This is a genomic window from Halothece sp. PCC 7418 (genome assembly GCF_000317635.1).
Lineage (GTDB): Bacteria > Cyanobacteriota > Cyanobacteriia > Cyanobacteriales > Rubidibacteraceae > Halothece.
Map to the genome: position 1 here is coordinate 2,055,318 of NC_019779.1, position 13,463 is coordinate 2,068,780.

Below are 13,463 nucleotides of genomic sequence, written 5' to 3' on the forward strand. Positions count from 1 at the left end.
AATGTTTTATCGATTACCATTGGGTTGGTAATTGCTTTTTGATTTTTCCGATAGAAATTTGATTAATCTTCAAAGCTCGTAAGGAGGTGATGAGTAATTCTTTTGCTAATCTTTGCCACATCCAGCGCAACCATTGAGCCATTTGAGCATAACAAAGTGTTGTTTCAGATCGATTTAATGGACTACGTTGTATCGCAGCAAGATATTCCCAAAACCATCGCCATAACGGCATGACGATCTTGTTTTTATTAACGGGATCAAACCAGACATTATACTCGTAGTAACCGTTATGTTTTCGCCCCGAGGCTTCCCCATAATCTCTGTAGCGGAATAGATACTCTGGAACTTCGTAAAACTGACCCAGTAGGGCGAGTTCTCCTAGTAAGATCGCATCAGAATTAACATAACTAGCAATGAGGGGCGTTCCCTTGAGTAAATTTGACCGTATTACTCCGAAAATGGGTAACCATCTATCCCCAGCTGGATGGTGTTGAGTTAGGTCAGAATCCGCTTTAATCGGTTTCTCTTTTAAATTAGATCCTTGCCGATCCAAGCGACCTTTATTAAAAAATAGCTTTTGATATTGCTCAAATCGCTGGTGTGGTTTCGGTGAAGTCAATTGAAGGAGATTAGAAGATGCTTTTCGGATTTCATTTCCCTCTTGATCAATAAAAATAGTTCTGCTGTAACACAAAACCAGTGCCGAATTTTGTTCCAATACTTCAATACATCGCTCTAGATATTCTGGGGCTAGCAAATCGTCATGAGCCACCCATTTAAAGTAAGTTCCCTTAGATAATTGAAACACACGGTTGTAATTACGAGCTGCACCAAGATTATCATCATTGCAGTAGTAGCAAATCCGTTGATCTTGAGCAGCATATTCTTGACAAATCGCTTGAGTCTTATCAGTTGAAGCATTATCTGAAATAATTAACTCGAAGTTTTCAAATGTCTGATTCAAAATTGACTCTAAGGTTTCTCTGAGGAAACGCTCGCCATTATAAATCGGCATTCCAAGAGTGAGAATAGGATTAGAATATCTCATAACTAGAGCGGAGACAAAGATGCTAGTCAATCGTTTCTGGTTGAGTCTTATTCGGGATAACCTAATTGTTCTAGGAGGTCTTTGGTAACTGCTTTAAAGTAAGAGGTTGTTGCATAATCAAAGTAGTTTTTCCAATCTCCTGCTATCCCTTTTCGATAGTGGCTTTGAACATTTTCCTTACCCTGATTTCGACCTTCAGTTTTACTTTCAAACTGATGTCTTTGGCAAAGATCAGTAAATTCTTCGGCTGGCATTTGAATCTCTAAGTAATTAAAGAGTTGCTGCAAGAAAGAAGAATTATCCTCCGCTAAGTCTTCATAACGAAAAATCTTGACATTATCTTGCTCTAGAGACCCTTGCACCCAAGATTTTTGTGCTTCAAACGATCCAAATTCTTCTAAGCGATCAATGATATATTTCAGACCTTCTGTGAAATCTAGATTTTCTAAATCGTGACGCATTTTCATGACTGGCTTGAATTTGCCATGGGAATACTTGGCAGAAAAATACCAAGACACAATGATATCTCTGGGATCTCTCAAAATAAAAAATGTCTTGTAATGGGCGGGTTTAGGAATGGTTAAATAAGTGGGATAGCTAATATACAAATGCGTTCCAATCGTGCGTTTAGGTAAGGCTTCCTCAAAAGCAGCATAGCGAAGTCCTAGTTCCACATAAGGATGGACGATAAGCCCTGTATATTGGTAAAAAGTAAAGTCATTCAAGACGGATCTAAACCATTGGCTCGCTGTTTTTTGAGTACAACAATAGTAAATGTTATCGTAGGGAGATTTCTGGATAACTCCTAAACCAAAATTTTGATAGAGATTAACTAATTTCTGTTTCGAGGTTATGAACTTATTTTGTAACTTTTGTAAAACGAGAGGACTCATGGCTTTCATTGATAATAACTATTGCTGTCTTAAGGGCTGGCATAAAAGTTAGAGAGCAAGCCTTTTTTGAGCACAACCTCTTGATAACTACCTGACTTGATAATTTGACCTTGATCCATTAAATAAACGCGATCGCAATGTTCGACAGTGGTAAGACGGTGAGCAATAATAATCATTGTTTTAGTTCCACTCAAAGATTTAATCGCCTCTGTCACATATTTTTCTGTTTCGTTATCTAGCGCAGAGGTTGCTTCATCGAGAACTAAAATTTCTCTTTCGTGGTACAGCGCCCTAGCAATACCAACTCGCTGACGCTGACCGCCAGATAGCATAATTCCGCGCTCACCGACTCTGGTGTTGATCCCATCTGGTAAATTTTCAACGACTTCTGATAACTGAGCAGCTTGTATCGCTTGATATAATCTCTGTTGATCAATTTCGTGATCAGGAATACCAAAGGCAATATTTCGCGCGATCGTATCGTCTATCAGAAAGATCGATTGAGGAATATAACCAATTAAATTCTGCCAAGAACGAAGATTTTCGTAAATGGATCTTCCATCTACTTTAATATCTCCTTCTTGAGGTATTAAAAGACCTAAAATGACATCAACTAACGTTGTTTTCCCTGTACCCGACTTACCAATTAAAGCAATCGATTTACCTTTAGGAATAGCCAGTGAAATTTGATTTAAAGCATTTTCTAAGCTATTAGGATAGCGATAGGTTAGCTGATTGAGAACAAGTTCCTTAGTAAACGTTATTGTTTGAGAATCTTGATTAGTATTACTAGACCATGTCTTTAAAGAAGAGTGGTTAACAGTCTTAGAAGTAGCATTCACAACCTCTTTTTCTAATTCTTTGAGCTCTAGGTATAATTGATCCAAGCTATAGCTAGAGTTCTTGAGCTTACTTAAGCCTGCAGCAATATTACTAAAGGCTGGCATTAGACGAATTGAAGCTAAAGCAAAGATACTTAAAGTTGGAGTTAATTGCTGCATATCTCGCTCTAAAAGCAAGGAAATTGAGGTAAATCCAATTAAGAAAAGAACGAGAACCGTTTCTACAATGTAACGAGGTACTAGTTTAAAGGCAAAGAAGCCAATTGACGCATTGGCATATCTTTGAGCTTGTTGATTACATTGTTGTCTAAAGTATGACCCACAACCAATCACTCGACTTTCCTTAAATCCTCCTAAACCATGGTTAACCGTCCGAATCATTTCTTGTTTTGCTTCATAAAGTTCTTGTCCCCAAAAATGCATTTTGTTTTTGAATAAGCTAAATAATACCAACAAAGGAGAAATAATTAATAGCAAAATCACGACAGCTAAAGGATCAATTACACATAAAAATAATGAAATCGTAATAATGTTAATTCCGTGAACCGTAGAAGCTAAAAGTGTTCCCAATATTCCATTAGCGAAAATTGTTGTTTGGTTGGTCACATTATTGATAATTTGAGCACTATTTTTATTGATATAAGTAGTATAAGAAGCATTTAAGTATGCTCCCATCAATCGGTCAATTAACTTTTCTTTTTGAGAATAAGTAAACTTAAATATATAACGTTGAACTAACCAACTCAATAAAGATTTAGTACAGAAGATCAAAATAATAAACAAGCCAACAAATGCTATAAATTGACCCGATTGACTAAAGCCTAACTGAACATAAACTAAATTAAGCCAGTAATTTTTATGAATTAATTCTGAATGACTTGCTAAATTAATAAAAGGACCAATTAAACCAATACCAATCACTTCTACTCCAGAAACAAGAAAAACAATCAATACTAATACAAGTAATTTCTGTTTTTCTGCTGGAAGAATATAAAAAAACTTTGATAAATATCTTAACATGATTTAATTTGAATCCAATGAAACTTCTAATGAGCTAATTTCAGCCATTTGTTTTTGAATTTTTCTATTTCTGATTCACTATAAAAATGCTGTGTATATTGAGAATCATACATTCTCTTAATATAAGACTTGGGTAAATTGATTGAGGATTCTAAATCTTTATAGATAGTAGAGTAATCTTTATTCCCCCCCACATTGGCTGGCGTTAATTGAAAGTTCTCTACCTTCAGAAATTCTTGAAATGCTTTTTGAGCACATTGATTAAACTTCTCTAGCTTGATCAACAAAAGATCTGCGAATTCTCCTTCGTAAATCTGGTATCCTTTTTCTTGCGGAAATTCACTATAAAAAACATCGATATTGAAGATAGGTTTTAACTCAGTGCCAAACCATTTTAAGGGAATATCGTGGTAATAATTTTCTAAAAAACAATCTGCAAGCTCTTGGCAAGTAAGCTCCTTCAAGGATTCTAAGCGATTAAATCTATATATGGTTTGATGATTTTGATGCGGTAGCCAGAGCTCATAATTTTGGAAGAAACTCGATATATTTCTAGCAATTGGCTCTCTCACTAAAGTAATTATTTTGAGTTTGTTTTTCCTAAAACTGGTTGTTTGAAACTGTTTTTGTAAAAAACGACAAAGTAAGATTTGATTCCTAATTCCTTTAGGGACTTCCTGCCATTTATGATAATTTCTGTTGGCTAAGGTTTCCATTAAGGTGATCCCTTCTTGGCTCAAGTAATGAGTCCAATAAATGGTATAAAAACGATTAAGCCCCGATTGATGTAATGATCGAATCACTGTAGAAGAACCAACCTTTCCCATGGTATGCACAAACAGTTTATTTTTCTTGAGCCAATTGGAAAGAAGTAATCGGCGATGAGCTTTTACTTGATAATAGGCTTGTTCTAAGAATTGTCCTAAACCTTGGTAGTGATTTTTGGGCTGGGTCTGATGACGAAATGATTGAGAGAAATTATTTAACATTATCTATGCTTTAAGGAAGAGTGGAATTTTTTTTGTAAGTTAGAAAATTATTCTACTGAATATCCTAGAACTTCTACTAAATCGGTTGTTACTTCTTGGAAATGCTTCATAATTTCCTCATCAAAATAATTTTTCCAATCCCCTGGTAATCCTTTTCGATAATGGCTATTTTTATTTTCCATCCCCTTAACCCTACCCATTGATTTCTTTTCAAATTGATATTTATCGCATAAGACATTGAATTCATTCTTCTCCATGACGATTCCTAAATAAGCAAAGAGTTCTTGGAAAAAAGCAGGTAAGTTGTTCGCTAAATCTTCATAAAGAAAAATTTTGACATTGTTTTGATCGACTGAATGATTGACCCAAGAGCGTTGAGCTTCAAATAACCCAAACTCATCTCCCCGATTAATCATGTATTTTAAGCCTTCTTTTAAATCTAATTTTTCTAAATCACTTCGTAATTCTTTGATAGTAGGATTCATGCCGTGGGAATATTTAGCAGAGAAGTAAAAGGAGACGACAAGATCGCGCGGATCTCTCATCACAAAAAAGGTTTTGTAATGATTCGGTTTAGGAATGGCTTGATAAGTAGAGTAGTTAATATATAAATGAGTACCAATTGTTTTCTTAGGTAAGCCTTCTTGAAATAAAGCATCATGAGAAGCCTCTCGCAGGCCAAGTTTAGAATAAGCATAAACGAGAAGACCTGTATTTTTATAAAAAATGAAGTCTTTCAAGACTGCTTTTATAGTTTGGCTAGCGGTTTTTTGAGTACAACAATAGTAAATGTTATCGTAGGGAGATTGCTGAACAATTCCTAAACCTAAACTCTGACAAATCCGAAAAGAGCGTCGGTTATAGTTAAACTGCTGATCTCTCATCATGTTGGAGACTAAGGAATTCATTGTTTTTTCTCTCTTTTTGATTTCAAAGACAATAATTTAATTTGAAGCCTTAAATTGGTGTAATATTGACATCACCAAAAGTGGCATCTTGGCGATGAGCAACAAGAAATAGTGAACCGCTGTCAAGATCAGATAATCCTTCGCTAGTTTCTACATCCCAGCCCATGGGCTCGCTTTGACCTAACTCCCAAGCCTTGAGGCTATAGAGTGAGCCTGTGTCTGTTGTTTCCACCCGCATCTTGAAATTGTAGGTCAGATCTGGCTGTAAGGTTTTTCCAGGATTCGTTGCTCCCCCTTCTTTTTTGATGATGAGGTCGCCATCTTGGGCCCATCCTAGAGCGCCAAAAGGTGCAACACCTGCTAGTGGCTGTCTTCCAGATAAGCTATCATCGTTGTGTCCATGCCATCGCATGAGCACTCCCACTGCACCTTTGGAATTGATCCCGCCATTAATTGTAATGGGAACAGTCACTTCAAAGTCTTGCCAAGAAATGTCGCCAATGCCAATCAAACGATCATAACCGGGTTCAACCGTGCGAACCGTATCTCCTTCAATCGCCCACAAACCATCAACAACCTGTGCGACATCTAAAATATTGGATGTTGTACTCCAGTCAATGGAATAGGTTTGGGGCCAGACATTCCCTGCTTCATAATCGATAGTTACAGTCTGTGTCGAGACATTCCCCAAGTCATCAGTCGCAGTAAGAACGACAATATCATCGGTTGATGAACCATCGAGGTCAGCATAGGCGATGTCTGCATTAAAGTCACCCGTTTTGTTAATGCGAAATCCTTGATCAATGGTTAATGCAACTTCAGGTTCGCCATTAAGAGAATAGGTTAAAGAAGAAACACCATCAGGATCATCGACATGACCGAGAATGTTAACCCAATTTTGAGGTTGACCAATTTGACCAAAGGTTTGATCTAATCCATACCAGACATCGATCGCGGGACCATCTCCTTGATTGGTTGGTGCAGCTTCTACTGCAAGATCGACATTGGCTAAGTTAGACACTGTATCTTGGTCATCAGCAACGGTATAGCTGAAGTTATCGCTGCCAATAAAGTCAGTATTGGGAATATAAGTCACTTGCCCAGTGGCTGCATCAACTGTCACGCTGCCATTGCTAGGAGCATCGACAATTGCTACACTGGTCGGGTCAAGGTTGCCATCGCTGTCAGTGTCATTAGCAAGGACATCTAGGGTGGTGACGGTATTGACTTCAACAACTGCTGTATCATCATTGGCAACGGGGGGTTGATTAGTGGTGTCGGAAGTCTCCTCAACGCTCAGGCTAACCAAAGCTGACTCCGAAACTGCCCCTTGGTCATCGGCGACGGTATAACTGAAGCTATCACTGCCTAGAAAATCGGTATTCGGCGTGTAAGTGACGAATCCCGTGATATTATCCACGGCGACCGTCCCTTGGTTAGGATTGCTGGTAAGGGTGAGGCTAGCGGGGTCAAGACTGCCATCGCTGTCACTGTCATTATCAAGAAGATTGAGCTCGGTAGCGGTATTAATGGGAACAACGACGGTGTCGTCATTCGCAACGGGGGCTTGATTGGGGGGGTGATCATCATTGTGAGTGCTACCTCCATCTTCTGGGCTAATGGGAGATGCGGTGTTGAAGAAATAATCCACTTGCGCGGTGAAAGCGGGAATACTTCCCCCGATACCATGATTGGCAGCAAAGGTTCCGATTTCATTCACTGTCAATGCTTGAGTGATGCTCCCAGCATTATTCCAAGTGGCACCATCTGCGGAATATTGGAGCGTCCATTGCTCCCCTTGGCGAGTGACTCGTAGGTAAGGAGCCGCTCTTGGGGAAACGGGAACTTCGATCAAAGAATTGGTCGAGTTGCCCTCAATGGTACTGCCCACAAAAACAGTGAGCACAGAACCATCGTGAAGATGACCAAAGCGCAACCAGTTCGCGTCGTCTTGTTCGATGACAATGCCTTGAAATTGGTATTTTTCAGAAGGCTCAGACGCAAATTTGACTTCAACTTCAAAATCTTCATCGGTTGCTGCTTGCACAGCGCGAACGGTTTTATTGCCACGCTTGCCAGGACTGTGGGACGTGCCTTCGGGAACAAACAGTTCTAAGAATGCGTCCGCAGTTCCCGTTAAGGTATAGTTTCCTCCACCTAAGGGGTCAATAAAGGTCCACTGACTCCCCAAGGTGTCATTGTTGAAATCATCGGAAGTAAAAGTTGATGTTGAAGTGTTATTGTCTGGATTGGTGAGGGTGACGGTTACGATCGCTGCTGCAGTTTCCCCCTTACCATCTTCAATGCTATAGTTAAAGCTATCTGTTGTATTCTCTCCAGCATTTAAATCAGCAAACTGACCGTTTGGATCATAATTAAATGTACCATCCGCATTTAGGGTCAAAAGTGCGCCAGAAGCAAGAGTAATTTCCTTCCCAATGTCAGCACTGTCACCATTAACTTCCGCGATCAAAATAGGATCACCATCAGGATCACTGTCTGCACCATTGCCATTATCGGCAAGTACGTCTCCACTGAGCGCTGTCTCGTAATTGGTTGTTACGAAATCATCATTCGCAACGGGGGCTTGATTGGGGGGGTGATCATCATTGTGAGTGCTGCTCTCATCTTCTGGGCTAATGGGAGATGCGGTGTTGAAGAAATAATCCACTTGCGCGGTGAAAGCGGGAATACTTCCCCCGATACCATGATTGGCAGCAAAGGTTCCGATTTCATTCACTGTCAATGCTTGAGTGATGCTCCCAGCATTATTCCAAGTGGCACCATCTGCGGAATATTGGAGCGTCCATTGCTCCCCTTGGCGAGTGACTCGTAGGTAAGGAGCCGCTCCTGGGGAAACGGGAACTTCGATCAAAGAATTGGTCGAGTTGCCCTCAATGGTACTGCCCACAAAAACAGTGAGCACAGAACCATCGTGAAGATGACCAAAGCGCAACCAGTTGGCAGCGTCTTGTTCAATGACAATGCCTTGAAATTGGTATTTTTCAGAAGGCTCAGACGCAAATTTGACTTCAACTTCAAAATCTTCATCGGTTGCTGCTTGCACAGCGCGAACGGTTTTATTGCCACGCTTGCCAGGACTGTGGGACGTGCCTTCGGGGACAAACAGTTCTAAGAATGCGTCCGCAGTTCCCGTTAAGGTATAGTTTCCTCCACCTAAGGGGTCAATAAATGTCCACTGACTCCCCAAGGTGTCATTGTTGAAATCGTCAGAGAGAAACACCATGAATTTTAATAATAGTTGGGTTGGTGAGTTAAGTTGATTTGATTGCCAATAAAAATTTCTCCAAATTAATCACGTTTGAATCGTCGTTTTAATTCGGAGAACGCTCTTTCATGATTCTAATCACTTAATTTTGATCGCCTCAAATCGTCGTCGGATCTGTTCTTTTTTTATTAGTCGAATATATTAAGAGATTGGAAATATATTAGAGACAGGCTTTCTCTGTTTCTAAAGCAAATCAAGTTCACTCTTGGTGTCTTCTTAATTTGTTTTCAGTGAAAAATCACTGCTAATCATTTCTGGGACTTTTCTAAGACTAGAAGGAATTGTCAACCTTTAACCTAGTTGGAATTATTATATCTGATCTTTTGAAAGTTGTCACGATTTTTTTGAAAATTATAATTTCCCTTTTTAGCAATTCCCCCATCTCCCTACAAACAAGGTTATTTCAGGAGAATGAAACGACCCTAGGGTCAGGGGGGGAAACAAGCTCAAAATCAGCCAAAAAAGTGAATCACCCGCCAAACTTGGAACAGCAACCAGACTATTGGCAATAATATCGGCGTAAGTGGACGATCGCGCGGGGGTAAAAAGACTTGCAAAACTTCCACAGTCAGAGAAAAGCTGAAACTCAGCAAAATCACGATAATTCCCGTGACAACAGCAGAAATGCGGTGAGATCGTAACCAACCCGTTCCCCCCTGAATGGGATAAATAACCCAATATTCGCGATAAAATCAATAAGATTGCTCGGGTGGTGGAAGTAACGGAAAATCTTTTCCAAAGAGAATCCCACTTTCCAAGTAAAATTAAACGGAAAGAGCGTAACCCAAGCAATTAGAATTGCAGTGGTAATGACGATGAGATTCCATCTGGAAATACCGAATGGCTGATGAGAATTCTGTTTTTTCAAGGTTCGTCTCAACTGCAAGTTTGAACAGTCATTTCCATTGCCAAAACGCGATCGGCAATTGCTTTACCAATTTCTAGAGAAGCAGTGGCTGCGGGAGAGGGCGCGTTACAAATGTGTAACGCCTTGCGACCTTCAATCATTAAAAAATCATCCACTAACGCACCGTTTTGCTTTAACGCTTGGGCACGAACCCCCGCCGAAATCGGAATCACATCTTCTGGTTGGATTTCTGGAATTAGGCGTTGTAAACTGCGAACAAAGGCAGTTTTACTCCAAGAACGAATCATTTCTGCAACACCAATCGCCCCATATTTTGCTGCTAATTTCCATAATCCAGGATAAGTCAAACTTTCTATTAAATCCCGTCGATCCCAATCCGTTTTTTGATATCCTTCTCGCTTGAAACTTAGCACGGCATTGGGGCCGGCGTGAACACTACCATCAATCATTCTCGTGAAATGCACACCCAGAAAAGGAAAGTTAGGATTCGGGACTGGATAAATTAAGTTTTTCACTAAATAACGTTTTTCTGGTTTCAATTCATAGTATTCACCGCGAAAGGGAATAATTTTCGCTTGGGGATTCACAGCCCCTAATTTTGCCACGCGATCGCTGTGTAAGCCAGCACAGTTAATAATAAACTTGGCTTGAAAATCTCCTTGATTGGTTTCAATGACGTAACCATCAGCAGTTTTTTGAAGCTGGGTAACTTGTGTATTAAATTTTAATTCTCCCGCGCGATCGCGCAAAATTTGAGCATACTTTTGGCAAACTTTTTTATAATCTGTAATGCCCGTTGAATTCACCCGAATTCCAGCAAGACAACGCACATGAGGTTCAAGTTCTTGTATCGCTTCCCCCCTGAGTTTTTTTACCGAAATGCCATTTTCCAGTCCTCTTTGATAGAGCCTTTCCAGTCGCGGTAATTCTTGTTCCTGAGTGGCAATAATGACCTTTCCACAAACCTCATAATCAAGATTATGTTCCTGACAAAATTCCACCATGGAACGACTGCCATCGCGACAAAATTTAGCCTTAAAGCTACCTGGCTTATAATAAATTCCAGAATGAATAACCCCACTGTTATGACTGGTTTGATGAGCAGCCAAATCAGTCTCTTTTTCTAACAGGAGAATGCGAGCCTTCGGACTTTTTTGAGCTAATTGCATAGCAGTCGCGAGTCCAACAATGCCACCGCCAATAATGACTTGATCGTAAATCATAATGATTTCAATTATAAAGTTTCAATAGGGAGAATCATTTTCGTAAAACCACTCTCAATTTTGTCAGCATTAAGATGAGTATAAGTGGCTCGATCCACTGTTACTAGTTTTCCACAAACCCCTAAAGCTGCAATACTATCCCCAGGAAATTCAGAGACAATTTCATGATCGGGATTTCTAGGAACTAAAATGATCCGCTCTCCTAACAGAGTGAGATTAAACGGAATCTCTTGCTCTTGCAGATAATAAATCCAGTTCCACAGTCGATTAATCTCCACATTTTTACTAAAAACGAGTCCGAATAAAGGATAAAAATCTAAGATCTCGCCAGACGGTTTAGAAATCGTCGGTGCAATTTCTAGCGGTAAAGTTTGCTGATGATAAACGGCTTGAAAATGAATATGATTAACCGATGCACCAGCATGGAGTGAATTAAAAAATAGAATCGTCTGATCGAGTTTCTGGAATAAATCAACCAGATCTTCCAAAAACTTCAAAGAGAGCCGTTGTGGAAAATGGGGAATGTGATCAATGGATGGTGTTTTCTGAATTGGAATCCATAAAAAATGCCCTTCTTTTTCTAAAGGGGCGACATTATGATAAGCATTCCAGACAAAGTGTTTTAGAGAAACTTGGACAAGCGGTCTTCGGTTTAGTAAACTCAGACTTTGACTCAAATTTTGACAAAAAAACCGACACTTTGAAGCCTCACCTGAGATATCAGGTTGACGACCAATTTTGCGTCGTTTTCCCCCGGGTCTTAAGGCACGATAACCGTTAAATTGACAGATAAAACGAGCTATATTTCCTGTATTAATGAGTTTTTCTTCCACCTCCCCAGGAATCACTCGGGATTGAGTTTCATTAATGGCATAATAACTCAATTCGTTTTTAATCCGTTTAATACCATAGCTAATCCGATCTCCCTGCTTCCATTTTTCTCCATCACTTTCATCATCAAAGGTTGCTTCAAATTGACTCATAATTCGATCATTAGCAACGGCTTGATGCCAGCTTTGATACAAGCGGGTTGTTAAATTATACATCTTTGATCACGATTCATCCAGATTCAATTCATTATAGAATTTTATCGCCTCAACTCAACTAAACAAACATCAATTCAGAGTTTAACCCTAAGTCATGAACTTGATGTTTAATTTCATCCTGATAAACAGAATTCATAACAATGATTACGTCTGGCTGATATTGTGATAAAAATTCAGGTTCAACAATCTGTTGACCTGTTCCCGCAACATACTTACCCTGTTTACGAGGATTAATATCAACAATATACTCCACTGTTGTTTGTTCCTGAATGAGATTGAGAAACGTGACTCCTTTCGATCCTGCTCCCCAAGTTACCGCTTTTTGACCGTTATCAGCAATGTTTTTTAATGTTTTTTGCCAAGAGATTAATTTATTATTGAAGGTTTGGGCAAAGACATCAACATCTCGGGAAAGGGTTTTTAAGTCATCAACGTCTGTTTGATTAAACGTTAGTTTGGGTTTTCCCATTTCCGCTTCCAAGGTTAAAAACTGTCCTTGAAATTCTTCTGACATTGCTTTCACCTCAAACCCACAACTGGCAAAAATGTAACTTAAAGAAACAGGAGAAAAATAACAACAATGCTCGTATATAATATCCCAAATTGCCATTCGGCGAAAAGTGTCGATCGCGTTGGGAACTTCAAAGAAAATCGGAACTTCATCACCCGTTTCCAGATTTTCTCGTAACAGCGTTAATAAATTTCTCGGCTGTTCAATATGTTCTAAGGTGTGGCGACAACAAATAAAGTCTCCTTGGTAATGACGATATTTTTCCGAATAAACATCTTGTACAAACTCAACGCGATCGCGCACCAGATTTAAAATCTCAGTGTGTTCAATATAACTCGGATCAAAACCCACTCCACGATTCTCTCCAAGCTCACACAGTAAAGATAAAAAATCACCTTTTCCACAACCAATCTCAATAATCTTCTTTTGGTAAAGATTATATTTTTTAATCAAGCGTTCCCCTAAAGATTTAGCATAGGCTTGAAAGCGCGGAGAAAAATCTAGTGAGTTTTCATAATCTGGACAATAATCCAGTAATTTCGAGTCAAAAGTCGTGTTATAGATAAAACCGCAATCGGAACAAAAAGCAAGTCTGATATCACCTTTTTGACAAGTCTTAGCAGCTTGTTGCTCCGACCATAAAACATTACAGAAAACGGGAACATTCAGCATTTCAAAGAAAATGCTCGTTCGAGACGAATGACAAACAGGACAAAACATAGTTTTTAAGATAATTTTTAGTGAATTACAGTTCTAGCAATGCCCACCCTACCGTCAATGAGCGAGTTTATTACTGTAACTTGATTGTTCCAAAATGGTATTAATT

Annotated in this window: 9 protein-coding genes; all 9 read right to left on the minus strand. The window is 39.3% G+C overall.

Going from position 1 to position 13,463, the window contains the following annotated elements:
* Nucleotides 1-13 precede the first annotated feature (13 nt).
* The 9 genes from PCC7418_RS09320 to PCC7418_RS09365 all read right to left on the minus strand — a co-directional run bounded on the left by PCC7418_RS09320 (nucleotide 14) and on the right by PCC7418_RS09365 (nucleotide 13,357).
* The gene (locus tag PCC7418_RS09320; RefSeq protein WP_015225924.1) at nucleotides 14-1,048 is read right to left on the minus strand and encodes a glycosyltransferase family 2 protein; all 1,035 of its coding nucleotides are present in this window, start codon (nucleotides 1,046-1,048) and stop codon (nucleotides 14-16) included.
* A 47-nt stretch (nucleotides 1,049-1,095) separates the two neighbouring features.
* Nucleotides 1,096-1,941 (minus strand): sulfotransferase domain-containing protein, encoded by an 846-nt coding sequence (locus PCC7418_RS09325; protein WP_150107048.1) that lies wholly within the window; start codon nucleotides 1,939-1,941, stop codon nucleotides 1,096-1,098.
* 29 nt (nucleotides 1,942-1,970) lie between these two features.
* Entirely contained in the window at nucleotides 1,971-3,803 is a 1,833-nt protein-coding gene (locus PCC7418_RS09330; RefSeq protein ID WP_015225926.1) for an ABC transporter ATP-binding protein, read from the minus strand.
* Between the two features lie 26 nt (nucleotides 3,804-3,829).
* Complete coding sequence (locus PCC7418_RS09335; protein ID WP_015225927.1) at nucleotides 3,830-4,792, minus strand: putative capsular polysaccharide synthesis family protein; 963 nt, start codon at nucleotides 4,790-4,792, stop codon at nucleotides 3,830-3,832.
* 47 nt (nucleotides 4,793-4,839) lie between these two features.
* Entirely contained in the window at nucleotides 4,840-5,700 is an 861-nt protein-coding gene (locus PCC7418_RS09340) for a sulfotransferase domain-containing protein (protein WP_015225928.1), read from the minus strand.
* A 49-nt stretch (nucleotides 5,701-5,749) separates the two neighbouring features.
* Entirely contained in the window at nucleotides 5,750-8,947 is a 3,198-nt protein-coding gene (locus tag PCC7418_RS19395) for an Ig-like domain-containing protein (protein ID WP_015225929.1), read from the minus strand.
* 918 nt (nucleotides 8,948-9,865) lie between these two features.
* Nucleotides 9,866-11,077 (minus strand): L-2-hydroxyglutarate oxidase, encoded by a 1,212-nt coding sequence (gene lhgO, locus PCC7418_RS09355; protein WP_041596581.1) that lies wholly within the window; start codon nucleotides 11,075-11,077, stop codon nucleotides 9,866-9,868.
* Nucleotides 11,078-11,091: 14 nt separating this feature from the next.
* The gene (locus PCC7418_RS09360; protein ID WP_015225931.1) at nucleotides 11,092-12,126 is read right to left on the minus strand and encodes a DUF4922 domain-containing protein; all 1,035 of its coding nucleotides are present in this window, start codon (nucleotides 12,124-12,126) and stop codon (nucleotides 11,092-11,094) included.
* 58 nt (nucleotides 12,127-12,184) lie between these two features.
* Nucleotides 12,185-13,357: a class I SAM-dependent methyltransferase gene (locus tag PCC7418_RS09365; RefSeq protein WP_015225932.1), complete on the minus strand. Its 1,173-nt coding sequence runs from the start codon at nucleotides 13,355-13,357 to the stop codon at nucleotides 12,185-12,187.
* Nucleotides 13,358-13,463 lie beyond the last annotated feature (106 nt).

Bases quoted from the DNA above. Each gene is read 5' to 3' on its own strand.
- PCC7418_RS09330 (WP_015225926.1), bottom strand. From the start codon at position 3,803: ATGTTAAGATATTTATCAAAGTTTTTTTATATTCTTCCAGCAGAAAAA.
- PCC7418_RS09365 (WP_015225932.1), bottom strand. From the start codon at position 13,357: ATGTTTTGTCCTGTTTGTCATTCGTCTCGAACGAGCATTTTCTTTGAA.
- PCC7418_RS09340 (WP_015225928.1), bottom strand. From the start codon at position 5,700: ATGAATTCCTTAGTCTCCAACATGATGAGAGATCAGCAGTTTAACTAT.
- PCC7418_RS09335 (WP_015225927.1), bottom strand. From the start codon at position 4,792: ATGTTAAATAATTTCTCTCAATCATTTCGTCATCAGACCCAGCCCAAA.
- PCC7418_RS09320 (WP_015225924.1), bottom strand. From the start codon at position 1,048: ATGAGATATTCTAATCCTATTCTCACTCTTGGAATGCCGATTTATAAT.
- PCC7418_RS09325 (WP_150107048.1), bottom strand. From the start codon at position 1,941: ATGAGTCCTCTCGTTTTACAAAAGTTACAAAATAAGTTCATAACCTCG.
- PCC7418_RS09360 (WP_015225931.1), bottom strand. From the start codon at position 12,126: ATGTATAATTTAACAACCCGCTTGTATCAAAGCTGGCATCAAGCCGTT.
- PCC7418_RS19395 (WP_015225929.1), bottom strand. From the start codon at position 8,947: ATGGTGTTTCTCTCTGACGATTTCAACAATGACACCTTGGGGAGTCAG.